Source organism: Mycobacterium sp. URHB0021 (assembly GCF_054057895.1).
This window is the reverse complement of the sequence record NZ_JBSRZT010000002.1, coordinates 7,135,996-7,162,296: the sequence shown is the minus strand read 5'-3', so window position 1 is coordinate 7,162,296 and position 26,301 is coordinate 7,135,996. Positions and strand designations below refer to the sequence as shown.

At 67.0% G+C, this 26,301-nt stretch carries 19 protein-coding genes, 1 tRNA gene and 1 pseudogene; 9 read left to right on the top strand and 12 right to left on the bottom strand.

What is annotated here, in order from left to right; all coding sequences use genetic code 11:
• The first annotated feature begins 72 nt into the window (after nucleotides 1–72).
• Nucleotides 73–1,713 (top strand): diguanylate cyclase, encoded by a 1,641-nt coding sequence (locus ACVWWN_RS37175; RefSeq protein ID WP_457148322.1) that lies wholly within the window; start codon nucleotides 73–75, stop codon nucleotides 1,711–1,713.
• Here the strand turns inward: ACVWWN_RS37175 and ACVWWN_RS37170 are convergent.
• From ACVWWN_RS37170 to ACVWWN_RS37155, 4 genes and pseudogenes are all read right to left on the bottom strand, one after another.
• Nucleotides 1,697–2,966: pseudogene (locus ACVWWN_RS37170) on the bottom strand (glucarate dehydratase family protein). The gene ACVWWN_RS37175 and the pseudogene ACVWWN_RS37170 overlap by 17 nt on opposite strands.
• Nucleotides 2,967–2,968: 2 nt before the next feature.
• Nucleotides 2,969–3,907, bottom strand: a complete 939-nt coding sequence (locus ACVWWN_RS37165) for a 5-dehydro-4-deoxyglucarate dehydratase (protein WP_457148321.1) — start codon at nucleotides 3,905–3,907, stop codon at nucleotides 2,969–2,971.
• 30 nt (nucleotides 3,908–3,937) lie between these two features.
• The gene (locus ACVWWN_RS37160) at nucleotides 3,938–5,533 is read right to left on the bottom strand and encodes an aldehyde dehydrogenase (NADP(+)) (RefSeq protein ID WP_457148320.1); all 1,596 of its coding nucleotides are present in this window, start codon (nucleotides 5,531–5,533) and stop codon (nucleotides 3,938–3,940) included.
• Between the two features lie 143 nt (nucleotides 5,534–5,676).
• On the bottom strand, nucleotides 5,677–6,417 hold the full coding sequence (locus tag ACVWWN_RS37155; RefSeq protein WP_457148319.1) for a M15 family metallopeptidase: 741 nt from the start codon (nucleotides 6,415–6,417) through the stop codon (nucleotides 5,677–5,679).
• A gap of 207 nt (nucleotides 6,418–6,624) precedes the next feature.
• Between ACVWWN_RS37155 and ACVWWN_RS37150 the strand changes: the two genes are divergently transcribed.
• A complete protein-coding gene (locus tag ACVWWN_RS37150; RefSeq protein WP_457149425.1) occupies nucleotides 6,625–7,824 on the top strand; it encodes a KasA/KasB family beta-ketoacyl-ACP synthase in 1,200 nt (399 codons plus the stop codon).
• A 5-nt stretch (nucleotides 7,825–7,829) separates the two neighbouring features.
• Here the strand turns inward: ACVWWN_RS37150 and ACVWWN_RS37145 are convergent, their stop codons facing one another.
• Nucleotides 7,830–8,726: a cyclopropane mycolic acid synthase family methyltransferase gene (locus ACVWWN_RS37145; protein WP_457148318.1), complete on the bottom strand. Its 897-nt coding sequence runs from the start codon at nucleotides 8,724–8,726 to the stop codon at nucleotides 7,830–7,832.
• A gap of 65 nt (nucleotides 8,727–8,791) precedes the next feature.
• On the bottom strand, nucleotides 8,792–9,730 hold the full coding sequence (locus ACVWWN_RS37140) for a cyclopropane mycolic acid synthase family methyltransferase (RefSeq protein WP_457149424.1): 939 nt from the start codon (nucleotides 9,728–9,730) through the stop codon (nucleotides 8,792–8,794).
• Nucleotides 9,731–9,984: 254 nt separating this feature from the next.
• Between ACVWWN_RS37140 and ACVWWN_RS37135 the strand changes: the two genes are divergently transcribed.
• Nucleotides 9,985–11,367 (top strand): cytochrome P450, encoded by a 1,383-nt coding sequence (locus tag ACVWWN_RS37135; protein WP_457148317.1) that lies wholly within the window; start codon nucleotides 9,985–9,987, stop codon nucleotides 11,365–11,367.
• Here ACVWWN_RS37135 and ACVWWN_RS37130 read toward each other — a convergent pair.
• Nucleotides 11,320–12,135: an aminoglycoside phosphotransferase family protein gene (locus tag ACVWWN_RS37130; RefSeq protein ID WP_457148316.1), complete on the bottom strand. Its 816-nt coding sequence runs from the start codon at nucleotides 12,133–12,135 to the stop codon at nucleotides 11,320–11,322. The two genes, ACVWWN_RS37135 and ACVWWN_RS37130, sit on opposite strands and share 48 nt — an antisense overlap.
• A gap of 124 nt (nucleotides 12,136–12,259) precedes the next feature.
• Here ACVWWN_RS37130 and ACVWWN_RS37125 point away from each other — a divergent pair, with 124 nt between their 5' ends.
• A complete protein-coding gene (locus ACVWWN_RS37125) occupies nucleotides 12,260–14,632 on the top strand; it encodes a CocE/NonD family hydrolase (RefSeq protein WP_457148315.1) in 2,373 nt (790 codons plus the stop codon).
• A 94-nt stretch (nucleotides 14,633–14,726) separates the two neighbouring features.
• Entirely contained in the window at nucleotides 14,727–16,541 is a 1,815-nt protein-coding gene (stpK7, locus tag ACVWWN_RS37120; protein WP_457148314.1) for a serine/threonine protein kinase StpK7, read from the top strand.
• A gap of 12 nt (nucleotides 16,542–16,553) precedes the next feature.
• On the opposite strand, the gene ACVWWN_RS37115 is transcribed toward stpK7, so the two are convergent.
• Nucleotides 16,554–17,024, bottom strand: coding sequence for an Lrp/AsnC family transcriptional regulator (locus tag ACVWWN_RS37115; protein WP_457148313.1), 471 nt, complete (start codon nucleotides 17,022–17,024; stop codon nucleotides 16,554–16,556).
• Between the two features lie 132 nt (nucleotides 17,025–17,156).
• On the opposite strand from ACVWWN_RS37115, the gene ACVWWN_RS37110 reads away from it, so the two are divergent.
• Nucleotides 17,157–19,481: a transketolase-like TK C-terminal-containing protein gene (locus ACVWWN_RS37110; RefSeq protein WP_457148312.1), complete on the top strand. Its 2,325-nt coding sequence runs from the start codon at nucleotides 17,157–17,159 to the stop codon at nucleotides 19,479–19,481.
• An 18-nt stretch (nucleotides 19,482–19,499) separates the two neighbouring features.
• Here ACVWWN_RS37110 and ACVWWN_RS37105 read toward each other — a convergent pair whose 3' ends face one another.
• Nucleotides 19,500–20,516 (bottom strand): hypothetical protein, encoded by a 1,017-nt coding sequence (locus ACVWWN_RS37105; protein WP_457148311.1) that lies wholly within the window; start codon nucleotides 20,514–20,516, stop codon nucleotides 19,500–19,502.
• A gap of 1,286 nt (nucleotides 20,517–21,802) precedes the next feature.
• Between ACVWWN_RS37105 and ACVWWN_RS37100 the strand changes: the two genes are divergently transcribed.
• The gene (locus ACVWWN_RS37100) at nucleotides 21,803–22,285 is read left to right on the top strand and encodes a DUF5994 family protein (RefSeq protein ID WP_457148310.1); all 483 of its coding nucleotides are present in this window, start codon (nucleotides 21,803–21,805) and stop codon (nucleotides 22,283–22,285) included.
• A gap of 103 nt (nucleotides 22,286–22,388) precedes the next feature.
• On the opposite strand, the gene ACVWWN_RS37095 is transcribed toward ACVWWN_RS37100, so the two are convergent.
• Entirely contained in the window at nucleotides 22,389–22,592 is a 204-nt protein-coding gene (locus tag ACVWWN_RS37095; RefSeq protein WP_457148309.1) for a cold-shock protein, read from the bottom strand.
• Between the two features lie 465 nt (nucleotides 22,593–23,057).
• Here ACVWWN_RS37095 and ACVWWN_RS37090 point away from each other — a divergent pair, with 465 nt between their 5' ends.
• Nucleotides 23,058–24,308 (top strand): KasA/KasB family beta-ketoacyl-ACP synthase, encoded by a 1,251-nt coding sequence (locus ACVWWN_RS37090; protein ID WP_457148308.1) that lies wholly within the window; start codon nucleotides 23,058–23,060, stop codon nucleotides 24,306–24,308.
• Nucleotides 24,309–24,324: 16 nt separating this feature from the next.
• Here ACVWWN_RS37090 and ACVWWN_RS37085 read toward each other — a convergent pair whose 3' ends face one another.
• On the bottom strand, nucleotides 24,325–25,143 hold the full coding sequence (locus ACVWWN_RS37085) for a DUF1932 domain-containing protein (protein ID WP_457148307.1): 819 nt from the start codon (nucleotides 25,141–25,143) through the stop codon (nucleotides 24,325–24,327).
• Nucleotides 25,140–26,132: a selenide, water dikinase SelD gene (gene selD, locus ACVWWN_RS37080; protein WP_457148306.1), complete on the bottom strand. Its 993-nt coding sequence runs from the start codon at nucleotides 26,130–26,132 to the stop codon at nucleotides 25,140–25,142. The genes ACVWWN_RS37085 and selD overlap by 4 nt, the downstream gene beginning before the upstream one ends.
• A 69-nt stretch (nucleotides 26,133–26,201) precedes the next feature.
• On the opposite strand from selD, the gene ACVWWN_RS37075 reads away from it, so the two are divergent.
• Nucleotides 26,202–26,296: transfer RNA gene (locus ACVWWN_RS37075), tRNA-Sec, on the top strand.
• Nucleotides 26,297–26,301: the final 5 nt, after the last annotated feature.

Genomic DNA, 26,301 nt, shown 5'->3' with positions numbered 1-26,301 from the left:
CCGGCCCGTGCCCGGAGATCTCCGGGCGCAGCTCCTGTTGAGCCTTTGCGCAGAGGACTTGAAGAGCGCCGCATGGGAGGAAAGGGGACGTTGGGGGACGTCGAAAGTTTGAACCCGGGCCCAGGCCTGACCGAGGAACGATACCGCCGGCTGGTGGAACTCAGTCCCAATGCGATCTGTGTGCACAAGGGCGGGCGCATCGTGTATGTCAATCCCGCCGGAGTACGGTTGATGGCCGCGCAGTCGCCAGATCAGATGATCGGTCATCCCCTCACCGAGTTCGTTGCGCCCGAATCGATTTCACTGATGCAGGAACGCAACGCCGAGTTGCGGGGCGTCGGCGACTACTCGGAGCCCGCCGTCGCGCAGATGATGCGGCTCGACGGCACGCTGTTGGCGGTCGAGGTCGAATCGGTGGTGACGCTGTGGGAGGGCGAGCCGGCCTACCAGGTGATCTCGCGGGACCGGTCCGCTCAGCAGGCGGCCGAGGCGGCGCTGCGGTACCGCGCGGCGCTGGTCAACCACGTCAGCGACGCCATCATCTCGACCACCGCCGGAGGACTGGTCACCAGCTGGAACCCAGCGGCCGAGACGATCTACGGCCGGTTCGCCGACGCGGCAATGGGCCGCCCGATCGCCGATATGGTCGGTGCGCCGGTCGATCCGGTCGCGATAGTCGCCTCCGGCGGCATCGTTTCGGCCACTCATCACTCCGCCGATAACGCGGCTCTCGATATTCGGGTCTCCGCGGCCGCCATGGAGAACGGCTATGTGTTCGTCTGCTGCGACCTCACCCCGCTGAATCGCGCAAAAGAGCATTTCGAGGCCGTGGTGGCGTCGATGGACGAGGGTGTCATCGTCTTGGACAAGGACGGTTTCATCAAGTCGATCAACCCGGCGGCGGTCCGGATCCTCCGTGTCGGACCCGAGCACCTGGGCGGCAACTTCTTCGAAATGACGGAGAAGTACCGGCTGTACGATGCCGAAGGGGTGAACATCCCGCCTGACCGACGGCCGGCCCTGGCAGTCCTACACACCGGCGTGCCCTACTCCAATCTGATTGTCGGCGTGGACCGCGCCAAGGGGAAACGCGGGTGGCTGATGTCGAGCTGCCGATTGATCCACCCCGACAGGCTCGGGCACTCCGACGTGTTGATGTCGTTCATCGATATCACCTCTCAGCGGCAGGCCGCCGACGAACTGGTGTTCATGGCTACCCACGATCCGCTGACGAACCTGCCCAACCGTGCCTCGGTACTCCGCAAGGTCAAGCGGGCGCTCGAAGGGCCGCGGCAGAGTGACCGCTTGCGCGCGGTGTTGTTCATCGACATCGACGAACTCAAGGCGACCAACGACACGTTCGGTCACACCGCCGGCGATGAACTGCTGCGGGCCGCCGCGCGCCGGCTACGTAACATCACCCCCGCCGACGACGTGGTCGGACGAATGGGCGGCGACGAGTTCGTCGTGCTGGTCTTCCGCGATATCACCCATGGTGAGGTCGACGAGATGGCGAACCTGTTACGCCGCGAGTTGTACGCACCCACGATTCCCGACGTGTCGAGGGGCGCCATTCACGCCAGCATCGGTGTCGTCGAAGTCAACCACGACGATCAACGAACTTCCTACGAGATCCTGCGAGACGCGGACCGCGCCATGTATCGGGCGAAGCGTGCGCGACGCAATCGCGAGCGTCCTACCAGCGCGGACTGACAGCCCGGTAGCTCGGGTCGGATGCTCTGCATGTAACCGGTGTCGTCACGGTCGCGGATACCGCACTCGAGGTACTGCTCGTGCAGGGCGGCCAGCGACTCCTCGTCGATCTCGACACCGAGACCGGGCGTCGTGGGCACCGGGACGGAGCCGTCGACGAACGCGAGCGCGCCGGGCTTGACGATCTCCTCGGTCTTCCACGGCCAATGGGTGTCGCAGGCGTAGGTGAGATTCGGTGTGGTGCCGGCGAGGTGCACCATCGCCGCCAGGCTGATGCCCATGTGGGAGTTCGAGTGCATCGACAGCCCGAGGCCGAAGGTGTCGCAGATGCCCGCGAGAAGACGTGAACGGTGCAGGCCGCCCCAGTAGTGATGGTCGGAAAGCACTACGCGGACAGAATCTTTGGCGACTGCGGGAGCGAGTTGGTCGAACGCGACGACACACATGTTGGTCGCCAACGGCATCGGTGCCTGCTGGGCGACTTCGGCCATCCCGTCCAGACCGGGCGTGGGATCCTCTAGGTATTCAAGGACGCCGGCCAAACCCGAGGCCACCTTGACTGATGTCTGCGGTGTCCACGCGGCGTTGGGATCCAGGCGCAGCGGGTGGTAGGGGAAGGTTGCCCGCAGGGCCTCGATGGCCGCCATCTCCTCTTCGGGAGGAAATACCCCTCCCTTGAGTTTGATTGCAGTGAAGCCATATTCGTCGATGATGCGGCGGGCCTGGGCGACGATGGCGTCAGGGTCGAGTGCCGCACCGTACGCGTCGGGTTCACCGCCGGGGTGAGCCGCCCACTTGTAGAAGAGGTAAGCGCTGAACGGTACGGCGTCGCGCACGAGCCCACCGAGCAGGTCCGACACCGGCCGACCGGTCGCGTGCCCCGCGACATCGAGGCAGGCGACCTCGAACGGTGAGAACACCTGGTCGACGGCGCTCGCCGTGGTGATCATCCCGGCGGTGCCCACCGCGGCCGTGTCGTTGCCCCGGAGTCGCTCGGCGATGGCTGCGCGGATCGCATTGAGCGCGAAGACATCCAACCCGGTGATCGCCTTGGCGGCCGCCGAAAGCCTGGCCAGGTGGGCCTGGTCGGCATACGTCTCGCCGAGGCCGACCAGACCGGCGTCGGTGTCGAGCTGGATGATCGCGCGCAGCACATACGGCTCGTGGACACCGACGGTGTTGAGCAGTGGCGGATCGACGAACGCGATAGGGGTGATGCGGGCGCCGGTGATGTGAATCGGACTCGGCGCCATCGCTATCCGGCCTTGGTGAGCGCGTCGGCCAGAACAGCGCGGCCGGCGGTGATCATGGCCGCAAGCTCGGTGAGGTCAGCCGCTGTGGGCATCACCAGCGGTGCCCGGACCGGCCCGGCAGGAGTGCCCTCCATGGTGACCCCGGCCTTGACCAGTGAGACGGCGTAGCCCGGCACGGTGTCGCGCAGCCTGACCAGCGGGTGGAAGAACGCCCGCAGCAGGGCGTCGGCCAGGCCGTTGTTGCCGGTCTCGAGCGCATCGTAGAACGCGAGGGCGAGGTCGGGGGCGAAGGCGAAGGTGGCCGACGAGTACAGCGGCACACCGATGGCGCGGTAGGCCTGCTGAGTGGTCTCGGCGGTCGGCATCCCGTTGAAGAACAGGAAATGCTTGCCGGTGTCCTTCAATGAGTCCTTGACCGCGCGGACGATGCGCGCCACCTTGTCGAGATCCCCGGTGCCGTCCTTGAACCCGATCACGCTGGGGATCTTGGCCACCTCGACCGCGGACTGCTCGGTGTAACGGGCGTTGTTGCGGTTGTAGACGATCACGGACAGGTCGGTGACGGCGGCGACCTCGCGGGTGTAGGCGATCAGCCCGGCCTGGGGAATCTCGACGAGGTACGGGGGCAGCAGCAACAGGCCGTCGGCGCCGGCGTCCTTGGCTGCCGCGGCGAAGACCTTGGCCTGGGCGATCGAGCCACCGGCACCTGCGTAGACCGGCACGCGCCCTGCGACTGTTTCGACCGCGGTGCGGACCACGGCGCCGAACTCGCCGGCTTCGAGGGCGTGGAATTCGCCTGTGCCGCAGGCGATGAAGACGCCACCGGGCCCGGCGTCGACGCCGTTGGCGATATGGCGGGCCAGGGCGTCGTGGTCGACGTCACCCGATTCGGTGAACGGCGTGACGGGGAAGAACAAAACGCCGTCAAACGTGGGGTGCATCTCTGGGGGCTCCTTGGTGAGTGGTTTTGGTCAGTCTTGGACGAGCCGGCCGTCGACGCGCCGCCACAGGTGGTCGGGGTTGTCATCGGCAAGCACGCTGGGCAGCAAGGATTTCGGGACGTCCTGATAGCAGACGGGGCGCAGGAATCGTTCGATCGCACGTGAGCCGACCGAGGTGCTGCGTGAGTCCGAGGTCGCGGGGTAGGGGCCGCCGTGCACCATGGCATGGCCGACCTCGACACCGGTGGGCCAGCCGTCGAACAGTATCCGGCCGGCCTTGAGCTCGAGCAGCGGTAGCAGCTGCCCGGCGTCGCCGTAGTCGGACTCGTCGGCATGCACGGTGGCGGTCAGCTGGCCTTCGATGTTCTCGGCGACGGTCCGCATCTCGGCCGCGTCTGCGCAGCGCACGATCAGGCTGGCCGATCCGAACACCTCGGCCTGCAGCGTCTCCGAGTTCAGCAGGCTGGTGGCGTCGGTGGCGAACAATGCCGCCCGACAGGACGTCTGGTTGTCGCTCGCTTCGCCGCGGACGATCAGGTCCGCCTCCCCGCTGAGCGTGGACACGCCGTCGGCGTAGTTGGCGGCGATCCCCGGGGTGAGCATCGGCGTCGCCGGAGACTGCGCAAGCGTGTCGCGGGCCGCGGTGAGGAAGGCGTCGAGGCCGGGGCCGTCGACCGCGATGACCAGGCCGGGATTGGTGCAGAACTGCCCGGAACCCATGGTCAGCGATGCCACGAAGGCACGGCCCAGGTCGGCTCCGCGGCTGGCCAGGGCGCCGCCGAGCAGGAACACCGGGTTGATGGAGCTCATCTCCGCGTAGACGGGGATGGGTTCGGGGCGACCGGCCGCCGCGGCGACCAGCGCCGTACCGGCGAAGCGTGAGCCGGTGAAGCCCACCGCCTTGATCCGTGGATCCGTCACAAGGGCGGTGCCGAGCCCCGGGCCGGATCCGAACAACAGCGAGAAGGTGCCCGCCGGCAGTCCGGCGTCCGCGACGGCATCGGTGATGGCCCGTCCGACCAGTTCGGATGTGCCGGGGTGCGCATCGTGACCCTTGACGACGACGGGACATCCCGCCGCCAGTGCGGACGCGGTGTCGCCGCCGGCGACGGAGAAGGCGAGTGGAAAGTTGCTGGCGCCGAAGACGGCGACCGGGCCCAACGGAATGGACCGCTGACGGATATCGGGGCGCGGCAATGGGGTTCGGTCCGGCACGGCGGGGTCGATGCGGGCTCCGTTCCAGCTGCCCTCGCGCAGTACGCCGGCGAACAGCCGCAGCTGGCCGGTGGTCCGACCGACCTCGCCGGTGATGCGGGCCTGCGGCAGGCCGGATTCTGCGACCGCGCGCGCGATCAGGTCTTCGCTGATGGCTTCGATGTTGGCGGCGATCGCCTCGAGGAACTGGGCACGCTGTTCGCCGGACGTGGCGCGATAGGCGGCGAAGGCCGTGGCTGCGGCGGCGCACGCGGCGTCGACGTTGGACTCGTCGCCGTAGTTGTACGCGGGTTCGAGGTCCTGTCCGGTGCTCGGGTTGAAGGCGTGGATCGGCTGGTCGGATCCCCGGACGGGGGCCCCGGCGATCAGCATCTGACCTGTCAGATGGGTATCGGGCATCGTTGCTGTCATGGTTCCCTGTGCGACTCGATGATCAGTGGTCTCACAGCCACGGTAGAAGCCGTATCAATGCTTGTCCAAGTCCGATTCGCCGACGAATAATGCTGGAAATGGATAAATAGGCGGCACACTACGTGCGGCTTCGTCCCGACCGGTCAGGGGTGCTCGAAGTGTTGATAGTCGATCGGCGTCCGCCAGTATCCGCCCCAATGCCAACCCCGATCGGTGAACGCCCGCACGGCGGGGTCGCCCGCGTGTAGCAGTCCTGGATCCGTCCTGGCGCGGTCGAGGTAGGGCGTGGCGTTCCTGGGCTGGAACGCGCCTCGGCGGTCGACCAACGGATTGAGAAGTGGATTGACGTCGACGGCCCGACCGTAGGCGTGCTGAGCCCATCGGTCGGTGCCGGGAATGCGCCGGCAATTGAATGCCGAGGTGTTGTTGTCCTCCATCGACAATTCGTCGTCGGCGGCCGGGTACTCGTCGACGGTGCGCATCGCGGCGATGGGGAAGCGTAGCCGGCGCAGTTGGGCGAAGATCGTGACGACGTCGGCGACCACATCCTGATGCACGATCAGCTCACCGCGGTGCGTCCGGCCGTCGAAACCGTCGTAGTCGATGTCGACGCGCCGCAGCGCTTCCGGGGGCACCGGGCAACCCGGCCGCCAGCTCGCCCCGAGTTCGGCCGCAGTGACGCGATGAGCGGACGCAGGCGGAGACGTCGGGGCGGGCATCCGGGTCTGCACTGGTGATTGCGTTGACGATTGCCTGGGTGATGGTGTCGACAATTGCGTTGACGATGGTGCGGGCGTTAATGATGGAGTGCACCCAATTAGCAGGCAACCGATTGCGGTCATTGCCGTCAGAGTGCGGATCGGGAGGTTCGCGCGTGCTGTCATTCCAAAACGCCGCCACTGCGGGGCCTGTCGTGATTCGGCTCAATGTAATCAGAAGACGGCCCAGCAAGCCATAGGTGTCAGCGCCGAAAGGCTTTACTCTGGTGCAAAGCAAGGCAACTCACCATGGTCGGCTAGCGAGCGAGGTATTCGGCAGTCATGGCACCGTTGAGAACGGGCGACGGATTCCCGAACGTCGTCGTCACCGCGATCACATCGACCACGCCTCTGGCGTCGGACGCGGAAGACACCTGGCAGTTGTTACTGGAAGGCCACAGCGGAATTCGCTTATTGGATAAGCCTTTCGTTCGCGAATTCGCCTCGCCGGTGCACATCGGCGGCCAGCTCGTGGAGAACCTCGACGAGCACCTGGGCCGGGTCGAGATGCGCCGGCTGTCGTTCATGAGCAAGATGGCCACGGTGCTGGGGCGCCGGCTGTGGGAGGGCGCCGGATCGCCGGACGTCGACACCACACGCCTGCTGGTGTCGATGGGGCTTGCGCTGGGGACCACCGAGGAGATCGCCACCCAGTACGACGCCTGGCAGGAGCGCGGTCTGCGCGCGATGTCGCCGCTCGCCGTGCAGATGTACATGCCCAACGCCGCCGCGGCCGCCATCGGGCTGGCCCGGCACGCCAAGGCGGGGATCATCTCACCGCTGGCGGCCGATGCCTCGGGCGCCGCCGCCATCGCACACGCCTGGCGGCATATCGTGCTCGGCGAGGCCGACATCGCGATCTGCGGCGGCGTCGAGACCTGGATCGAGGCGGTGCCGATTGCCGCGTTCTCGGGGCTCGGCATCATGTCGACCAACAACGACGACCCTGCCGGCGCCTGCCGGCCCTTCGCCAAAGATCGCGACGGCATGGTGTTGGGCGAGGGCGGCGCGCTGATGCTGATCGAGACCGAGGAGCATGCCAAGGCGCGCGGTGCCCCGATCGTGGCGCGGCTCATGGGAGTGGCCTTGAACTCGGACAGCTACGACGTGGTCAAGCCGGAGCCCAGCGGTGAACAAGCCGGTGATGCCATCGCCCGCGCGGTCGAGCTGGCCGGCCTGCAACCGACCGACATCGACCACGTGAACGCCCATGCCACCGGCACCACCTTCGGAGACCTGGCGGAGGCGCACGCGATCCGCCACGCGTTGGGTGACCACACGCCGGCGGTGTACGCGCCCAAAGCGGCGCTGGGCCATTCGCTGGGCGCGGCGGGCGCGGTGGAGGCGGTGCTGACCGTGCAGGCGCTGCGCGACGGCATCGTGCCGCCGACGCTGAACCTGAAGGACCAGGATCCCGAGATCGATCTCGACGTGGTGGCCGGCGGTCCCCGCCGCGGCGATTACCGATATGCGGTCAGCAATTCCTTCGGCCTGGGCGGGCACAATGTCGCGCTCGTGTTCGGCGCGGTCTGACGCCGCTATTTCTTCGCGAGCGTGAACTGTCCCAGCTCGCTGACGCGACGCTTGAAGAAATCGGAGCACCCGGTCAGGTATTTCATATAGCGCTGGTAGACCTCTTCAGAGGTGGTGGCGACCGCCTCGTCGTGATGGGCCTCCAGCGCTGTTGCCCACGTGTCGAGCGTCCGCACGTAGTGCTCGTCGAGCAGCTGCTTCTGCTCCAGCGAGAAGCCGGCTTCGGCCGACAGCCGCACGATGTCTTCCTCACCGGGCACCGACCCGCCCGGGAAGATCTCCTTGGCGATGAACCGCATGAACCGCAGGTCGGTCATCGTGATCGGGATGCCCATCTCCGGCCACTTCTTCAGCGGGTGCCCGAGGATGGCCTGCAACACCATGCGTCCGCCGCTGGGCAGCATGCTGCCGCACGCCTTGAAGAATGGCGCGTACCGCTCCTGTGGAAACGCCTCGATCGCCTCGAGGCTGATGATGCGGTCGACGGGCTCGCCGAACTGCTCCCAGCCGCGCAACAACACCCGGCGGGACCGGTCGGTGTCCAGACCGTCGAGAAGTTCCTGAGCGAACTTGGACTGGTTCCTGCTCAGCGTCAGCCCGACGACGTTGACATCGTGCTTTTCCACCGCACGCTTCATCACCGAGCCCCAGCCGCAGCCGATGTCGAGCAGGGTCATGCCGGGCTTCAGGTCCAGCTTTCCGAGCGCGAGGTCGATCTTCGCCATCTGCGCCTCTTCGAGCGTCATGTCGTCCCGCTCGTAGTAAGCACAGCTGTATGTCCGGGACGGGTCCTGAAAAAGGCCGAAGAAATCGTCGGAAAGGTCGTAGTGTGCCTGCACTTCTTCGAAATGCGGCTCCATGTCCGGAGACGAATCTTTCCTATGCATCGTGCCCTCAGTCATCCCCGAAAGACCTTTTCGATCGTCGCTTGCCTATCGTTTAGTCTGCCGAACGTAAATTACTACACCTACGCGGAAGGTGCCTTCTCGCAAGTGAACTGGCAAACATCGGTGTACCCGTCGCGGAACAGGTCGGCGCACCCGGTCAGGTATTTGCGGAACCGCTCGTAGACCTCCTCCGACGTGATGGCGATGGCTTCATCCTTCTTTGCCTTGAGATTGGCGGCCCAGGTGTCCAGCGTCTTCACGTAGTGCGGCTGCAAATGTTGTTCACGGGTGACGGTGTAGCCGGCCTTGACGGCCTGTTCGGTGACCTGTGCCGCCAGCGGCAGACGGCCGCCGGGGTAGATCTCGTCCATGATGAACTTGATGAAACGCACGTTCGACATGGTCAGCGGCAGTTTCTTGGCTTTGATTTCTTCATCGCTCGGAATGATGATGGTGTGAAGCATCATCACGCCGTCGTCAGGCATCAGGTTGAATGTCCGCTTGAAGTAGTCGGGGTACTTGCCGAAGCCGAAATGCTCGAAGGCGCCGATCGACACCACCCGGTCCACGGGCTCGTCGAACTCCTCCCACGGTTGTAGCCGTACTTCCATGTGGCGCTTGCTTTTCGAGTTCGCGAACCAGTGATTCTCGATATGTTCCTTCTGGTTCTCCGACAGCGTCAGGCCGATGACGTTGACGTCGTACTTGTCGACGGCACGCATGATCGTGGAGCCCCAGCCGCAGCCGATGTCGAGCAGGGTCATCCCGGGTTGCAGGCCGAGCTTGCCGAGCGACAGGTCGATCTTGGCCAGCTGGGCTTGTTCGAGCGTCATGTCGTCACGCTCGAAGTACGCGCAGCTGTAGGTCTGGGTCGGGTCCTGCCACAGCTTGAAGAAGTCGTTCGAGATGTCGTAGTGGAACTGAACTTCCTTCTTGTCCGACCCGGCGATCTTCGACGCGGAATCGGACAACCACTTGGACTGCGCCTTCGTCCGCGCTTCGCTTGATGTTTCTGCCACTGTCCGTCCCTGTTCGACACTCAAGATTGGTGGGGGGTTCGGCGTGTCGGCTGCTTCAACACTGACCCGAGAATACGTCAGACGGTACAAGGTCGGGACGATCCGTGACGCGCCGGTCCCCGCTGGAGCGCGAATTTGTTTGCCGCCCAGCCGATGCGGGGTGTCGGATTCTGGTGGACCACCCGTGTCGCAATCTCGAATTCGCCGACTCCGCGCCGTTCCCATCGGTGGCCTGCGCTTGTAGCCTGTTAGGCATGAGTCAAATAACGACGGCAACGTTGCCGCCGGGACCGCGGCTCCCCGGCTGGCTGCAATCTGCGCTGATGATGAAGCGGTGGCCACAGTTCGTATCGGCGTGCGCGCGGCGCTACGGCAACGTCTTCACGCTGCATGTCCCGCCGGCGGGCCCGATGGTGTACGTGTCCGATCCGGACGAGATCAAGAAGGTGTTCGCCGGCGATCCGAGCGTCTTTCATGCCGGCGAAGCAAACTCGATGTTGCGTGGGTTGCTCGGCGAGTCGTCGGTCCTGGTGATCGACGATGACGTGCACCGCGACCGCCGCAGGCTGATGCTGCCGCCGTTTCACCGCGAGGCGGTGGCCCGGCAGGTTGACGCCATGGTCGAGGTTGCCGCAGCGAATGTCGCGGAGTGGCGAGTCGGGAGTGAGTTCGCGGTGGCGCCCAAGATGTCCGAGATCACGCTCGAGGTGATCCTGCGGACGGTGATCGGCGCCAGCGACCCGGCGCGCCTGGCCGCGCTGCGCGCCGTGATCCCACCGATGCTCAACGTGACGACGTGGCCCTCGCTGGCGCTGATCAATCCGGACCTGCAGCGCAGGCGGCCGTGGCGGGCAGTCCGTCGACGCATCGACACGGCCGACCGGTTGCTCTACGACGAGATCGCCGAACGGCGGGCGGACCCGCATCTCGAGGACCGCACCGACACGCTGGCCATGCTGGTGCGCGCCACCGACGAGGACGGGCGCACGCTGAGCGACGGTGATCTTCGCGATCAACTCGTGACGCTGCTGGTCGCCGGGCACGACACCACGGCGACGGCACTGTCCTGGGCGCTGGAGCGGTTGACGCGCCACCCCGGCGCGCTGGCCAAGGCGGTGCAGGCGGCCGACAGCAGTGCCGCGGGTGATCCCGCCGGTGACGAATACCTCGACGCGGTGGCCAAGGAGGTGCTGCGGATCCGGCCGGTGGTGTTCGACGTCGGCCGGGTGCTGAAGGAACCCATCGAGTTGGCCGGCCACCGGCTGCCCGCCGGGGTGATGGTCGTGCCCGGAATCGGTCTCGTGCACGGCAATTCGGAGGTGTACCCGAATGCGGACCGGTTCGATCCGGACCGGATGCTAGGGGCGACGCTGAGCCCGACCACCTGGTTTCCGTTCGGCGGCGGGAACCGGCGCTGCCTCGGTGCCACGTTCGCGATGGTCGAGATGCGGGTGGTGCTGCGCGAGGTCCTGCGTCGCGTCGAGTTGGCGACGACGACGACCTCCGGTGAGCGGCAGAAGGTCAAGCACGTGATCCTGATCCCGCACCGAGGAGCGCGCATTCGCGTCAGGGCCCACCGGCCGGTCGCGTCAGTCTTGAACGGCCTTGGCGAGCGCGACGTATCTCGTCAGCGCTGAGACGTCATCCAGCACGCGGAGCGCCTCGCCGACCACTCGGACGATGACCCAGGCGCGGGTCCGGTCCTCGTCGAAGCCTGAGGCGTCGACCAGCGTGTAGAAGCGGCGTTGCACCCCGCCGCGGATGTTGCCGGAGAGTTCGTCCCACCGGCGCAGAAGCATCGGGGCGATCTCGAAGGCCGGGTCGCCGTTGATCGGCGTGGGGGCGATCGCCAGCCAGGGTTCGCGTTCGGCGGCGAGTACGTTGCCGTCGTGCAGGTTGCCGTGCAGAACGGTGTTGGGTGGCTCTGCGGCGAGCCCACGGGACAACGCGAGCGCCTGCTCGACCAGCCGGTGGGGGATCGGCGCGCTGCGGGGAAGCGTCTCGAAGTCGCCCGACCACCGCTCGAGATGCGAAGCGAGCGTCGCCAACTGGGGCATCGCGGGCACGTGGAGACGTCGGTACAGCCCCGCGACCACTTCACATGCGTCGACGTCAGGCAGCGTGGTGAGGCTGTCGGTCTGCAGACGTTCCAGGAGCAGGGCACGGTGGTGGGGATCGGCACGGAGCAGCCGGACGGCGCCGTTCCCGCCCCACCGCCGCAGCACGAGGTGCTCGTGTTCGGACCCGGCGCCGGGGCGGCCGATCTTCAGGACCGCCTGCGCGGCGTCGGCGGTGCGGACCGGCAACGCGAGCGAATGCGGGCCGTCGCGGGGTTCCCCGTCGGGGCGAAGGTCCCATCGGTCGAGTTGGCGCTGCACGACGCCCGCGAGGTCGTCAGCCGCCATGCAGGGATCGTTTCACTCACGACCTGCCCCGTGGAAATCGGCTCGGACGAGTAAGCCGAGGTGATCGCCGGCGATTCCACCAAGCGGCGTACGCGCCGGAGACCGCCACGGTATGCACATAGGCATGGGCGCGGGGGTTTACCTGGGGCGGATCGGCGGACTGGCTGCGGCACTCGGAATCGGCGCCGCAGTTTTCATCGGTCAGGGTGTGGCCTCGGCGGAGCCCGCGACCGGCTCCGGGGCTGCGTCGTCATCGTCGACGAACTCGTCGCCATCGGACCACAAGGAGACGGAGGCGACGGCCGGGGGTTCCGGCGAGACGGAGACCCACACCGCCGACCCGGCACCGCGAAGGAAGAAGAAGCCGAAGGATTCGCCGGTGTCGAGCAGCTCCACCCACGAGACCGGGTCGAAGGTGGCGGTGACCGCCCGGCCGGAACGCGTGACCGAGCCGAAGAAGAAGGTCGACGAAGCCAAAAACGGCGAAGCCAAAAACGGCGAAGCCAAAAACGACGAAGCCCCGGTCGCAACGGCGGCCAGTGCGCCCGGCGATCCTCCCGCGAAGACCAGCGTGGCGGTTTCGATAGGGAACCCATCGACGCCGAAGGCGGACCCGGCCGTCGGCGATACCCCGCCGAAGCCGGCGGACTCACCGGCGGCATTGGTGTTGATGGCGGCCGCACGGCGGGAGTCGTTCGGCAAGGCGGCCGTCGCCGATCCGGTGGTCACCCCGGCGACGAACAGCCTCGCCATCGACCCCGGAAACTCCCGCGTCGACACCGATGTCGACACGCCGGCCGGCCCCCAACCGGGCGTCATCGCAATCCCGCAGATCCCACCGCTGGCGTTCCTGCAGCAGATACCGGTCATCGGGCCGATGTTCGTGACCCCCATCGTCGCGTTCATTCACCAAATACCGTTGATCAGCGACATTCTGCATCCGCTGATCGGCTTCCCGATTCCGTTCGGCCTGCCGCCGGGCACACCGGTGCCGAGGGACGTCAAGGTGGTGTCCTTCGACGGCACCCAGATCTACGTCCACATCATGCCGGCGTACGGACTCCCGGCGAACAAGCAGGCGCCGACGATCCTTTACGGCGCGGGCTTGGGCCAGCCCGGGCCGACCAATCTCGACGGCGCACAAGATGCGTTTCTGGGCAACGACATCATCGGTATCGCACCGCTGCGCCACGCCGGCTACAACGTCGTCACCTGGGATCCACGCGGCGAGTGGAATTCCGGCGGCCAGTTGGAAATCGACTCGCCGGATTTCGAGGGCCGCGACGTCTCGGCGATCATCAGCTGGCTGGCGACGCAGCCCGAGGTGAAGCTGGACACGGAGGGTGATCCGAGGATCGGCATGGTCGGCGGGTCGTATGGCGGCGGCATCCAACTGGTGACCGCGGCGAACGACCCACGCGTCGACGCGATCGTGCCGACGATCGCCTGGCACAGCTTGAACACCTCGCTGTACAAGGCCGGGGCGTTCAAGACCGGCTGGGGGACCTTGCTCACGACGGCGCTGGTGCTCACGGGCGCGCGCCCGAATCCCGCGCTTTATCCCGCCGCGATCTGGGGCGTCCTGACGGGTATGGTGTCGCCGGCCGACCAACAATTGCTCGACGACCGCGGCCCGGACGAGCTGGTGGCCGAGATCAAGGCCCCGACGCTGCTGATCCAGGGCACGGTGGACACACTGTTCACGCTGGCCGAGGCCGATCTGAACGCGAAAGAGCTTATCTCCCAAGGTGTTTCGACGAAGGTGGTGTGGTTCTGTGGCGGCCACGGGTCATGCGTGTCCAGCTTCGACAACGGCGAGGTGGTCAAGCGGGCCACCCTCGACTGGCTCAACCGGTACGTCAAGGGCGACCCGACCGTCAACACCGGGCCGCAGTTCGAATGGGTGGACCAGCGCGGGCAGAACTTCTCGACGAAGACCTATCCGGTGCCGCAGGGCACGCCACTCACCACGAGCGGCGGCGCAGGCGTGCTGCCCCTGCTGCCGCTCATCGGCGGCTCGGGGCCGGAGCCGTTCATTCTGGCTACCGGACCGATCGGCACGCTGCTCGGCCTGCCGTCGGCCTCGAAGGCGTTCAATGCGCTCAACCTGACCACCGCGAAGGCGACCACGACGCAGTACATCGTTGGCGCGCCGCAGCTTTCGCTGACCTACTCGGGAACTGGCACCGCCCGCCACGTGTACGCACAACTCGTCGACGACACCACGGGGTTGGTGCTGGGCAACCTCGTCACGCCGGTGCCGGTGACGCTGGACGGGCAGCAGCACACCGTCGACCTTCCGATGGAGATGGTGGCGCACACCTTGGCGCCGGGCGAGACGGTGACACTCCAGCTGGTCTCCTCGGCGGTGCCGTACGAGAACATCTTGTCGCTGGGCATACTGAACGTGTCGAGCATCAACCTGTCGCTGCCGACCGCGAATGCCGCGCTGATATCGACTCCCACCTCGACGCAGGTGACGGTGGCGGCGGCGTAGGGAAGCCGGCCCACGCGCAGGTGATCCTGGCAAACGTGGTGTACCTTCAATCGACACGAAGACGCGGGGTCGGGCCGCGTCCAAGGAGTGGGCGGTGGATGCGACACCATTCGGGCAGTATCAGCTGCAGGAGCTGATCGGCCGGGGCGGTATGGGCGAGGTCTATCGGGCCTACGACACCAAAACCGACCGGATCGTCGCGCTCAAGGTGTTGCCGGCCACTCTCGCTGACGACACCGTGTTCCAGCAGCGGTTCCGCCGCGAATCGCAGGCCGCGGCCGGTCTCAACGAGCCCCACGTGGTGCCGATCCACCGCTACGGCGAGATCGACGGCCGGCTCTATCTCGACATGCGGCTGATCGAGGGCCGCAATCTCGGGACGATCCTCAACGACGACGAAACGCCGCTGGACCCGGCGTTAGCGGTGACGATCGTGGAGCAGGTGGCCGCGGCGTTGGATGCCGCGCACGATGCGGGCCTGATCCACCGCGACATCAAGCCGTCGAACATTCTGATCACCACGCGGCAGTTCGTGTATCTGATCGACTTCGGGCTGGCCCGCACGGCCGGGGACCAGGGGCTGACCACGGCGGGCAGCACGCTGGGCACCATGGCCTACATGGCGCCTGAGCGGTTCGAGGGCGGCCATGTCGACGCACGCGCCGACATCTACGCGCTGACGTGCGTGCTCTATGAATGCCTGACCGGCGTGCGGCCGTATCCCGCGGACAGCCTCGAGCAGCAGATCGCCGGGCATATGACGCAGAAGCCGCCGCGTCCGTCCGCGACCAACCCAAAGCTGGCTGCCTTCGACGCGGTGATCGCCAAGGGCATGGCCAAGAAGCCGGCGCAGCGGTACCAGTCGGCGGGAGACCTGGCCGTCGCGGCCCGTCATGCGCTGAATACACCCGTGCGCGTCACGGGCTCCGGGCGTCATTCGGCGGGCAAGGCGCGGACGATGCCGAGCCGTGGCGTCTCCCGGCAGGTGCTCGCGGTCGCGGCCGCGTTGGTGGTGCTGGGCGCGGCGGCCACGGTAGGTGCGTGGCAATTGTGGGGCAGCCCCCATCGGGGCGACCCGCGGCCGGCGAGCCTGGCCGAGTCGTCGTCGCCGACAGGACCGGTGGAGACGCCGACGGGCGCGGTCCCCGAGATCGCGGCGATGGTGCCCGACGACATCCGCAAGACGGGCCGATTGGTGATCGGTGTCAACGTGCCGTATGCGCCGAACGAATTCAAGAACTCCTCGGGTGAGATCGTCGGGTTCGATGTGGATCTGATGAACGCGGTCGCGAAGACGCTGGGACTGAAGCCGGATTACCGAGAGACCGCGTTCGAGAGCGTGATGCCGTCGGTGTCGGGTGGGAGCTTCAACATAGGGATGTCCTCGTTCACCGACACCAAGGCGCGTGAGGCGGACGTGGACTTCGTGACGTACTTCCAGGCGGGCACGCTGTGGGCGCAACGAACCGGGGCCCCGGTGGATCCCGAGGCGGCGTGCGGCCTCCGGGTCGGCGTGAAGTACGCAACCGTGCAAGAGACCGTAGAGGTTCCGGCCAAGAGCGATCAGTGTGTGGCGGCGGGGGTGTCGCCGATCGACAAAGTCGTCTTCACCCGTCAGGACGATCTGACCGCAGCGCTGATCGCCGGGGACGTCCAGGCGATGGCGGCGGACTCACCCGTCACCGGCTTCGCGGTCAAGCTCTCCGGCGGCACACTGGAAACGGCGGGCGAGATATTCGACACCGCGCCGTACGGGTGGCCGGTGGCGAAGGGCTCTGGACTGGCGCAACCGCTGCAGCGTGCGCTGGAACACGTGATGCAGACCGGCGAGTACAAGACCATCGCCACCATGTGGGGCGTCGACAAGGGCATGATCGACCGGTCGGTCATCAACGGCGCGACACGCTGACCGCGTCGGGCCTCAGGACTCGGCGCCCCGGCGCAACAGCGGAGTGAGGCGGTAATCGACAAGGTCGCGCATCACCAGCGCGGTACTGGTCCGCTGGATGTCGGGGATGGCCAGTATCTGCCCCGCGATCCGGTACAGGTCGTCGGCGTCGGTGGCCACGACCTGGACGAGCAGGTCGTTCGGACCCGAGATGCCCTGCACCTGAAGCACTTCCGGGACCGCTCGCAACGCATCGGTCACCTCACTCAACCGGCGCTGCGTCACCTGGGCGGTGATGAACGCCGTCAGGGGATAGCCCAGCGCCGCGGGTGTGATCCTGCGCTCGAACGCACCGAGTACCCCGTCGGCCTCCAAGCGGGACAGCCGGGCCTGCGCCGTGTTGCGGGCGATGCCGAGTTGCTGGGCGAGGGCGACGGTGGTGGCCCGCGGGTGCTCGCACAGCTCGAGGAGCAGCTTCGCGTCCACGGAGTCGAGGCTGGGCATAGTGCTCCGTTTCGAGTCGATGGTGGGACCGCAGATTGCGCGATCTGCTCAATATAATTGCGGTTACTTGCGCAACAGTCCATTGCGGGGCTTCTATGGAAGTCAATTCGCGAAACATGGAGGTTGCCAACTGTGAGTACCCCGACGCTCTCCGCCCATGGTGCGGTGGAGGACTACGAGGTCCTGCGCGACATCGAGAACCGGATCCTGTGGCTGTCAACGGCGATCATCGACCATGCGAACCGGGTCCGCCCGAATACGTCAGGTGTGAAAGTCGGTGGCCACCAAGCGTCATCGGCGTCGATGGTGTCGATCATGACCACGTTGTGGTTTCGGCATCTGCGCGCCGAGGACCGGGTCTCGGTCAAGCCGCACGCCTCACCCGTGCTGCACGCCATCAATTACCTGACCGGTGGCCTGGATGAGTCGTACCTGGCCCGGCTGCGGGAGTTCGGCGGGCTCCAGAGCTATCCGAGCCGCGCGAAAGATCCCGACACGGTGGATTATTCGACGGGTTCGGTCGGCATCGGCGCGACGGCCCCGATCTGGGGGGCGGTGTCGCGGCGCTACGTCGGCAGCATGACCGGCGGCGATGTCGGCGGCAGGCAATATTCGCTCGTCGGAGACGCGGAGCTGGACGAGGGCGCGGTGTGGGAAGCGGTGCTGGACCCGGCGGTGGCCGAACTCGGCGAGGTGGTCTGGGTCGTCGACCTCAACCGCCAGTCATTGGACCGAGTGGTGCCCAACGTCGCCATCGACAAGCTGCAGGGCATGTTCGCCGCGGCCGGGTGGCAGGTGATCACGGTGAAGTACGGCCACCTCCTGGAGGAGATGTTCGGCAGGCCCGGCGGGACGGCGCTGCGGGCACGGGTCGACGAGATGACCAATCCGGAGTATCAGCGGCTGCTGCGCTGTGACGCGGCGGAGTTGCGGCAACGGCTGCCCGGGCAGGGACCCGACGCGGAGGCCATCGCCGGGCTCATCGCCGAGGTGGCCGACGCGGCGCTCGTGGATGCGATCGCCAACCTCGGCGGTCACGATCTACCGGCGCTCGACGCCGCCTTCGCGGCGATCGAGGACACCAGGCCGTCGGTGATCTTCGCTTACACCATCAAGGGCTATGGTCTGGCGACCAAGGGACACCCGCAGAACCATTCGGCGTTGCTCACCGAGGCGCAGATGCGCGAGCTGGGCGGCCGCCTGGACTGCGACCTGGATGACCCGTGGCACCCGCTCCCCGAAGGGGGTGCGGCTCAGGCACTTTGCACAGCGACGGCGCAACGCCTCCGCAGGCCAGAGGTGCAGCTCGCCGATCCTCCGGCGGTGCCGAACGACGTGGTCCGCGCGTTCAGCGGAACGACCACCACGCAGGCGGCCCTGGGCCGTACGCTGCTCGACCTGAACCGCGAAGCACCTGAGGTGGCGCGCCGGGTGGTGACGGTGAGCCCCGATGTCAGCTCGTCGACCAACCTCGGCGGCTGGGTGAACAAGGTGGGTGTCTGGTCGGCGCGCGAACGCACCGACTGGTTCGCCGACGACTCGGACACCATCCTGCACTGGCGGGAGAAACCGAGCGGCCAGCACATCGAGCTCGGCATCGCCGAAGTGAACCTGGTCAGCCTCCTCGGGGAACTGGGGGCCACCTGGAGTCGGTGGGGGCAGCCGCTGCTGCCCATCGGGGTGATGTACGACCCCTTCGTCGAGCGGGCGCTCGAGCCGTGGTCCTACGGCATCTATGCGGGCGGTCAGTCCATCCTGATCGGTACTCCCTCGGGAGTGTCGCTGGCCCCGGAAGGCGGTGCGCACCAGTCGATCAAGACCCCGTCGATCGGGCTGGAACAGCCTGGATGCGTCACATACGAGCCGGCGTTCGCCATCGACACCGCCTGGGTGCTGCTGGAATCCCTTGGCCGCCTGGGGAAACCGGACGGTACGTCCGCATATCTACGGTTGTCGACCCGGCCGGTGGATCAGTCGTTGGCCGCCCTGCCCACCGATCCCGCCGCCCGCGAGCGCCGTCGTCGTCAGGTGGTGGCCGGTGCCTACCGGCTGCGTGGCAAGGGCGACCCCGTGGTGACGATCGCCGCGATGGGCGCCATGGTGCCCGAGGCGCTCGCGGCCGCCGATCGCCTCGAACAAGTCGGCATCGCCGCCGACGTCGTTTGCATCAGCAGTCCCGACCTGCTGTACCGCGCGGTGCGGGCGAGGCAGGGCCATGACGAGGCACCGACCTGGATCCTGGATCAGGTCTTCCCGGCCGAACGGGCGGCTCCACTCGTCACGGTGGTCGACGGCCATCCGCACACCCTGGCCTTCCTGGGCAGCATCAACCGGGTGGCGGTCAGCTCACTGGGCGTCACCGGCTTCGGCCAGTCCGGTTCGCTCCAGGAGGTCTACCGATGGCACGGGATCGACGCCGACAGCATCGTGCGGGCCGCACTGGACCTCACCGTCTGATGCGGGCTCGGGTGGCCGCTAGTTCATGAAGCGGTCTGCGCCATCGGCGCGCAGCAGCTGACCCGTCCTGGCCTGCCGATATCCCAGGCAGATCCCACTGGCGGTCATGAGCACGATGCCGGCCACGCCGGGCAGTGCCCCCGCCGCCATCTCGGACACCGGCCTGCGCACGGACTCGTTGAGCGCGGTCCGGTAGGGGTCTCCCGTGCGGGTGGACAGGCCGGAGTACGTCGATGACGGTTCACGCAGCAGCGTGCCGTCCGTCGAGGCACGAACCCGCCCGGGTGACGTCGCACTGCCGCGCCCATTGCCCCACCGCGGTGTGGGACCCGCGGCAACGCCGATCCCTGCCCAGCGCGGCACGACCGACGCCCCGAGGAGGTGAGGCGGCGCATACACACCGGGGGTGGCGATGAACGGCAGGTTCAGCACGGGCGATTCGTTACTACCGGGATGGTGTTCGGCTTCGCCGGCAACCGCGTCCACCACGCCGGGGTCGACCGGTGCGGCGGGGGCTGGGCGAACGGCGGGGGGCAGGTCGGCGGGCGGCGGTGGCGACTCCACGATTGGCGGTGGTGCCTCGATGACGGGCGGTGGCGCCGCAGGCGGCGGCACGAGGTCGAGGGCCGGCGGCGCCTGCGGACGCAGCGGTATCCGGCTGATCGTCTTGCCCTCGGAGGAGTCGGTCTTCGGAGGCTCGTGGTCGACGGGCTTCTTGATTTCGCCATCGCCAGGCTCGTCGGCGACGGGATCGGGCGTGCCACCGCCTTGGTCTTCGCCGGTTTTGTCGGCCTCGGCGCCGAAGGTTTTGGTGTTGTCGGCGGCCCCACCGCCACCGTCGGTGTCGTTGTGGCCTGTCGGGTTCGGGGACGGATTGCCACCGGCGCCGGGTCCGCTGTCGGAGGCGGCGGTGCTGCTCTTCTCGCCACCCGTCGAATCAGGGGTGTCGGCCGCGGCGATTGCACAGTTGCCGCCGGCGAGCAGGAACACAACGCCGACGGCGAACGCCGCCAGATGTGTCTCTGCCCGTCCCATTGCGCCTCACCTACAGTTTCGGTTAACTGCTCGACCGTCAATATCCAGACATGCATCTTCGCATCCTTCGCGCCGCTGGTCACGTGCATCGGGAAAATCGCCTCGCCGTGTCATCCGGACGAAGGACGTTGTGTCGCAGGGCTTTCGCGGCGATTAAGACGGGATAAAGGTGCTATTCGTCGGCGTCGGCGTCGCTTGCGAAGCCGAGAGTAGGCGCCTACCGCAACGCCCTCGGTGGTCGACTGATCGAGCAGCGAGCAAAGTCAAGCGCCAGCAACTCAACAGGGACCATCCCACCTCCGTGGTGGTTATCGCCGTCACCGCGACGCCGCCGATTGCCCGTTCCCGGCCGCACATATCGGCGGCTCTTCGTCGCCCGCGACGGCGGTGCCTGGCATCGGTGTTCGCCCAGGGGTCGGGGAGCACCGCCGGTGGCGGGCGGCCGCCTAGGCGTCGAGTCACGTTCGGCGGCAATGGCTTCCGTCACGCTGGTGTCGTGGTCGTCAACCGATGGATGACCGCTGAGTGTCTTCTACCACCTTCGCTGGGCGGCCGAGCCTTCGGTGTCGACGACGTGGTCGGGCGCGATCTCGCGCTGGCGTGCGGGTTCGCTGGCGGCGAGGGCGCCATGGCCTCGGGGTCGCCCGACGGGCCAGTGGTTTACTCCTCCCGCAAACTGTTATGGCCGCGGACTAGTATTTGATGGCAATGAATATAGAGCAGCTAAACACCAGCACTTTTGTGCTCTAAATGTGAATGACGGAGTTTCTCGCAAATCAGATTGCCAATGGCGGAAGCCACCGCGCGCAGCGACCGGTCGACGCCCAGCGACATGCGGACGGCGCCTTAACCGGCGACCGGGGTTTTCGCCCGGTGCCTGCGCGGTCGGCCGACGCCGTCGATCCTGGCTCACTCTCGCCGCAACGTATTCATCTGATGCCCGCCGGCCACTCCGATTCCTCGCCGGCGCCCCGAAATGCCGACGCCGGCAACGTCAGCGCCTGGGTGTAGATTGGACTGAGGCCGTTTCGTGCCAGCGGTGCCAACCGTAGCTCTGCTACCCCTAACAAATGAGCTCGCGAATCGATCGCCCCTTCGCCCTCGGACGCCACGTACGGTGCTGATCCGTACCTTTTAAGGACAGATTGTATGGAATCGACTGACCTGTTTTCCCATCCTGAACAGCCGGAATTCATTTCGAACGGCGAAAGCTCGCCGGAGCCGGTCGAAGCGCCGGCGTTCTCGGACCGACCCCATCGGGAGACGTACATACCAAAGCCGACTTCGTGAACGGCCTGAACGGGACGCGGCGCTTGGCCCGTCCCGTCAGGTTGGCGCTGGCCAAGACGCTCGGCGGCGATATCGACGGGGCGTGGTGGCCCCATACAGCCTCGGTGGCACGGGAACTTCCCGAGTTGATCGAGGTGCTGCATCGGCCGCTGGGTGAAATCGTCGACATCTGCATCAACTGGTCCGCCATGGAAGGCCCGCTCGATCTCGACACGATCGCAAGCGGCGGGCGCACCTTGATCGGCGCGCAGCACCGGCGCCCACGCCTGATGGTGGTGGAGGGGCGCGACGGCTGCGCGAAACTACTCGTCGTACCGCACATGACGTCGCAGGCCCTTGGCGCGGTGGTGATGCGCTGTGCCGCGGCACTGCCCGCTCTTCATGCCGATCGTGGCACCCAGTTGTTCGAGACCGCCGACGGGGTGGTGCGGGTGGCGCAGGTCGAGAGCGCCAAGTGGACAGGCCGGATGCGCGCATAGTTTTCGCTGAAGGCTTGGAGCACAAGCTTTTACATGACGCCCGGAAACATCAATGGGCTGGTACGGACTTATCCGTACCAGCCCACCGTGATGTTGGGATCGGTCAGACCGCGGTGACTCTCACTGCCTGAGGACCCTTGGCTCCCTGCTCGACCTCGAACTCAACGCGCTGGTTCTCTTCGAGTGACCGGAATCCGCTTCCCTGGATCTCGGAAAAGTGGACGAAGACATCCGGAGCGTCGCCGTCAGGAGCGATGAAGCCGAAGCCTTTGTCGCCGTTGAACCACTTCACAGTTCCCTGTGCCATTTACTTACTTCTCTCATTTTGAATCGGATGTACCAAAAACATCCGCGCGCGGAGTTTAGCATGAAATTGCTGGATATTCGAAATACGTTGGCACAGTTGGGCCTTGGCCCGGATTCGGCTGACCACCCCCCTATTCCATTGTCGCGCCGCCTTGAGGGGATGGTGTCCGATGGTCATCAGCCGATACCGCCAAGTGCCTGTCCGGCAGTCGGTTCGGATCATCTCGGTGCTCCTGCCAAACGCTGAGCACGTGCCTGCCCGTCTCGCTGCCCGCCTCATCCGGCATCCCACGGCAGGCGCCCGGGGGTCCGGCGAGGGAACGCTGAGCTGGTGTTTTACAGTTCTGGGACCTGGATCACGGCTTGGCGCGGGGTGCAGGGGACTGAATTCGCGGCGACCGGCGGTTTGATCCTCAGGGGTGGGGGAACCGTGCACACACAGGGGAGAGCAAAGGAAATCGGCAAGATGGCAGCGTTGAGAACCGGTGACGGGTTTCCTGATGTCGTCGTTACCGCGGTCGCGTCGACCACGTCGCTGACTCCCGACGTGGAGGACACCTGGAAGCAACTGCTCGACGGCCGCAGCGGCATCCGCACCCTGAACAAGGGGTTCGTCGAGGAATTCGGCTCACCCGTGCGCATCGGCGGCGAACTGCAGGAAGACCTCGACGAGCGGTTGAGCCGCGTCGAGCTGCGCAGGCTGTCGTACATGCAGAAGATGTCGATGGTGCTGGCCCGGCGGCTGTGGGAAAACGCGGGGACACCCGACATCGACACCAGGCGGCTTTCCGTCTCGGGCGGTCTCGCGCTGGCCTCCACCGAGGCGCTGGTTTTCCTCTACGACGACTTTCTCGTGCGCGGCACGCGGGCGGCCACCCCGATCTCGGTCCAGATGCACATGCCGAACGCGGCCGCCGCGGCCGTCGGACTGGATCGCGAGGCCAAGGCCGGCATCATCACCCCGCTGATGGGCGATGCATCCGGTGCCGCGGCCATCGCCCAGGCGTGGCAACACATTGTGCTCGGCGAGGCCGACGTCGCCATCTGCGGCGGCGTCGAAACCAGGATCGAGGCCGTGCCCGTGGCCGCGTTCGCGCAACTAGGCATGACGTCGACCGGCAACGACGATCCCGCCGGGGCATGCCGGCCGTTCGACCGGGACCGCGACGGCATGGTCTTCGGTGAGGGCGGCGCGCTGATGCTGGTCGAGACCGAACAGCATGCCAGGGCGCGGGGGGCGAAGATTCTTGCCCGCCTGATGGGTGCGTCGATGACCTCCGACGGCTACGACGTCGTCAAGCCGGAGCCCAGTGGAGAGCGCGCCGGGGACGCCATCGCCCGCGCGATCGAGCTGGCCGGCCTGCAACCGACCGACATCGACCACGTCAACGCCCACGCCACCGGAACCTCCTTCGGCGACCTGGCGGAGGCCAACGCCATCCGCCACGCGCTCGGCGGCCACACGCCGGCGGTCTATGCGCCGAAGGCGGCGCTCGGTCATTCGCTGGGCGCGGCGGGCGCGGTGGAGGCGGTACTCACCGTGCAGGCGCTGCGCGACGGCATCGTGCCGCCGACCCTGAACCTGCAGAACCTCGATCCCGAGATCGATCTCGACGTGGTGGCCGGCGGTCCCCGCCGCGGCGATTACCGCTACGCGGTCAGCAGTTCGTTCGCGTTCGGCGGGCACAACGTCGCCTTGGTGTTCGGCGCGGCCTGAACCGACACGTCGAGCGCTACCTGTCCCCGATGAGCTGACCGAGCACGTCGATCACCGCGACGTCGTTCCGGTCTTTGGCCGATGTCCAGCGGTCAAGGGCCGCAGCGGCGCCGAGTGCCAGGCCGTCGGGGAGCGCCGCGTCGCGCAGCGCGTCGGCCACCTCACGCATCTCCGGCGCCCACCGCCACGCCCTGGCTGCCACGCCGGGAAACTGGTCGACGTCGGCGAGCGGAAAGCTGTTCAGCAGATCCGCTTCGTGGCTCAGATAATCACCGACGCCGTGCTCGACGGCCAGCGCGTGGGCGACGGCGGCGAGCACCCGACTGGCCTTCTGGTACGACGCGTAGGCCATTTTCAACGCGGACGCCCGACCGATTCCGCCGGACAGCACGACCACTTCCAGCGCGGTGCCGACGAACAACTTCTCCACACCGTCCGTGTCGCCGGACAGATAGAGGCGGGTGGTGCCCGACCGTGACGGGGGCGGGCCGATGATGCCGCCGTCCACCACCCGCGCCGTCGGCAGCAGCGCCGCGATGCGCTGGACGCGCGCCGGTGAGATCGCATTCGCGTCGACATAGACGCCGCGGTAATCGCTGACCTCACGGGCCACGTCCTCGGCGTATGCCGGGGGACAGATGGACAGCACGACATCGGCGCCGTCGAGTGCGGTGGTCAGCTCGGCGCGCTCCTCGAGCCCGGCGGCGGCCGCCCGTGTGCGGGTGGCGTCGCTGCGATTCGTCGCCACCCAGCGCACGGTCGACCCGCCGTGCAGGGCCTGCCTGCCGACCGCAGCGCCCATGGCTCCGGGGTGTAATACCGTGACGACCGTCATCGCACCAGAATCGTGTATTCGCTGCGGGGGATGAGTTCGCCGATGACCGGTGCGCCGGGGATCTCACCGGCGATCAACAAACCGCCCGACGTCTGGGCGTCGGCCAGCAGGAGCGCCTCGTCCTCGTCGATGGCCGAGAGGTCGACGTGCGGCCGGACCCAGTCGAGGTTGCGTCTCGTGCCGCCACTGACGTAGCCGTCCTTCAGCGCTTCCCGCGCACCCTCGATGTACGGGACGGCCGCGGCGTCGATCACCGCGGTGACACCGCTGGCCCGGGTCAGCTTGTGCAGGTGGCCGAGCAGACCGAATCCCGTGACGTCCGTGGCGCATTCGACGCCCGCCTTCAGCGCGGCCACGGAGGCCTCGGCATTGAGCATGGTCATCACCTCGACCGCCTCGCGGCACACGTCCCCTGTCGACTTGTGCCGGCTGTTGAGCACCCCGATGCCCAACGGCTTGGTCAGCGACAACGGTGTGCCGGGTTTGCCCGCGTCATTGCGCAGCAACCGGTCCGGGTCCGCGATGCCGGTAACGGCCAACCCGTACTTCGGCTCCGGGTCGTCGACGCTGTGCCCACCCGCCAAATGGCAGCCGGCTTCGTTGCAGACGTCCAGACCGCCGCGCAGGGCCTCGGCGGCGAGCTCGAACGGGAGCACGTCGCGTGGCCAGCCCAGCAGGTTCACCGCGACCACCGGCCGCCCGCCCATCGCGTACACGTCGGACAGCGCGTTCGTCGCCGCGATCCGCCCCCAGTCGTACGCGTCATCGACCACGGGAGTGAAGAAGTCCGTGGTCGCGATGAGCGCCACATTGCCCTCGATCCGGACCGCGGCCGCGTCGTCGCCGTCCTCCAGCCCGACCAGCAATTCGCCCACCGGATCGCGCGGCGCGGACTTCGTCAGCCCGCGGACCACATCCTCCAGTTCCCCCGGTGGGATCTTGCACGCACATCCGCCGCCGTGGGCATATTGGGTCAGTCGGTAGGTCATGGAGTCCATCGTGCCCGCGTCGGCTGTGGGGCTTCCGGGGAGGCTTGCCATGATGTTGGGATGGACCACGGAGGCGTTTCCGATCTGGTGATCGGCACGGTCTTCAAAATCGCTGAGCGGCAGACCCTGCCGCTGGCGGGTTCGATTCCCGTCCGCCTCCGCCATACAT

Coding starts and splice junctions, on each gene's coding strand:
- ACVWWN_RS37175 (WP_457148322.1), top strand. CDS start 73: ATGGGAGGAAAGGGGACGTTGGGGGACGTCGAAAGTTTGAACCCGGGC.
- ACVWWN_RS37165 (WP_457148321.1), bottom strand. CDS start 3,907: ATGCACCCCACGTTTGACGGCGTTTTGTTCTTCCCCGTCACGCCGTTC.
- ACVWWN_RS37160 (WP_457148320.1), bottom strand. CDS start 5,533: ATGACAGCAACGATGCCCGATACCCATCTGACAGGTCAGATGCTGATC.
- ACVWWN_RS37155 (WP_457148319.1), bottom strand. CDS start 6,417: ATGACAGCACGCGCGAACCTCCCGATCCGCACTCTGACGGCAATGACC.
- ACVWWN_RS37145 (WP_457148318.1), bottom strand. CDS start 8,726: ATGACTGAGGGCACGATGCATAGGAAAGATTCGTCTCCGGACATGGAG.
- ACVWWN_RS37135 (WP_457148317.1), top strand. CDS start 9,985: ATGAGTCAAATAACGACGGCAACGTTGCCGCCGGGACCGCGGCTCCCC.
- ACVWWN_RS37130 (WP_457148316.1), bottom strand. CDS start 12,135: ATGGCGGCTGACGACCTCGCGGGCGTCGTGCAGCGCCAACTCGACCGA.
- ACVWWN_RS37125 (WP_457148315.1), top strand. CDS start 12,260: ATGGGCGCGGGGGTTTACCTGGGGCGGATCGGCGGACTGGCTGCGGCA.
- ACVWWN_RS37115 (WP_457148313.1), bottom strand. CDS start 17,024: ATGCCCAGCCTCGACTCCGTGGACGCGAAGCTGCTCCTCGAGCTGTGC.
- ACVWWN_RS37105 (WP_457148311.1), bottom strand. CDS start 20,516: ATGGGACGGGCAGAGACACATCTGGCGGCGTTCGCCGTCGGCGTTGTG.
- ACVWWN_RS37095 (WP_457148309.1), bottom strand. CDS start 22,592: ATGGCACAGGGAACTGTGAAGTGGTTCAACGGCGACAAAGGCTTCGGC.
- ACVWWN_RS37090 (WP_457148308.1), top strand. CDS start 23,058: ATGGCAGCGTTGAGAACCGGTGACGGGTTTCCTGATGTCGTCGTTACC.
- ACVWWN_RS37085 (WP_457148307.1), bottom strand. CDS start 25,143: ATGACGGTCGTCACGGTATTACACCCCGGAGCCATGGGCGCTGCGGTC.
- selD (WP_457148306.1), bottom strand. CDS start 26,132: ATGACCTACCGACTGACCCAATATGCCCACGGCGGCGGATGTGCGTGC.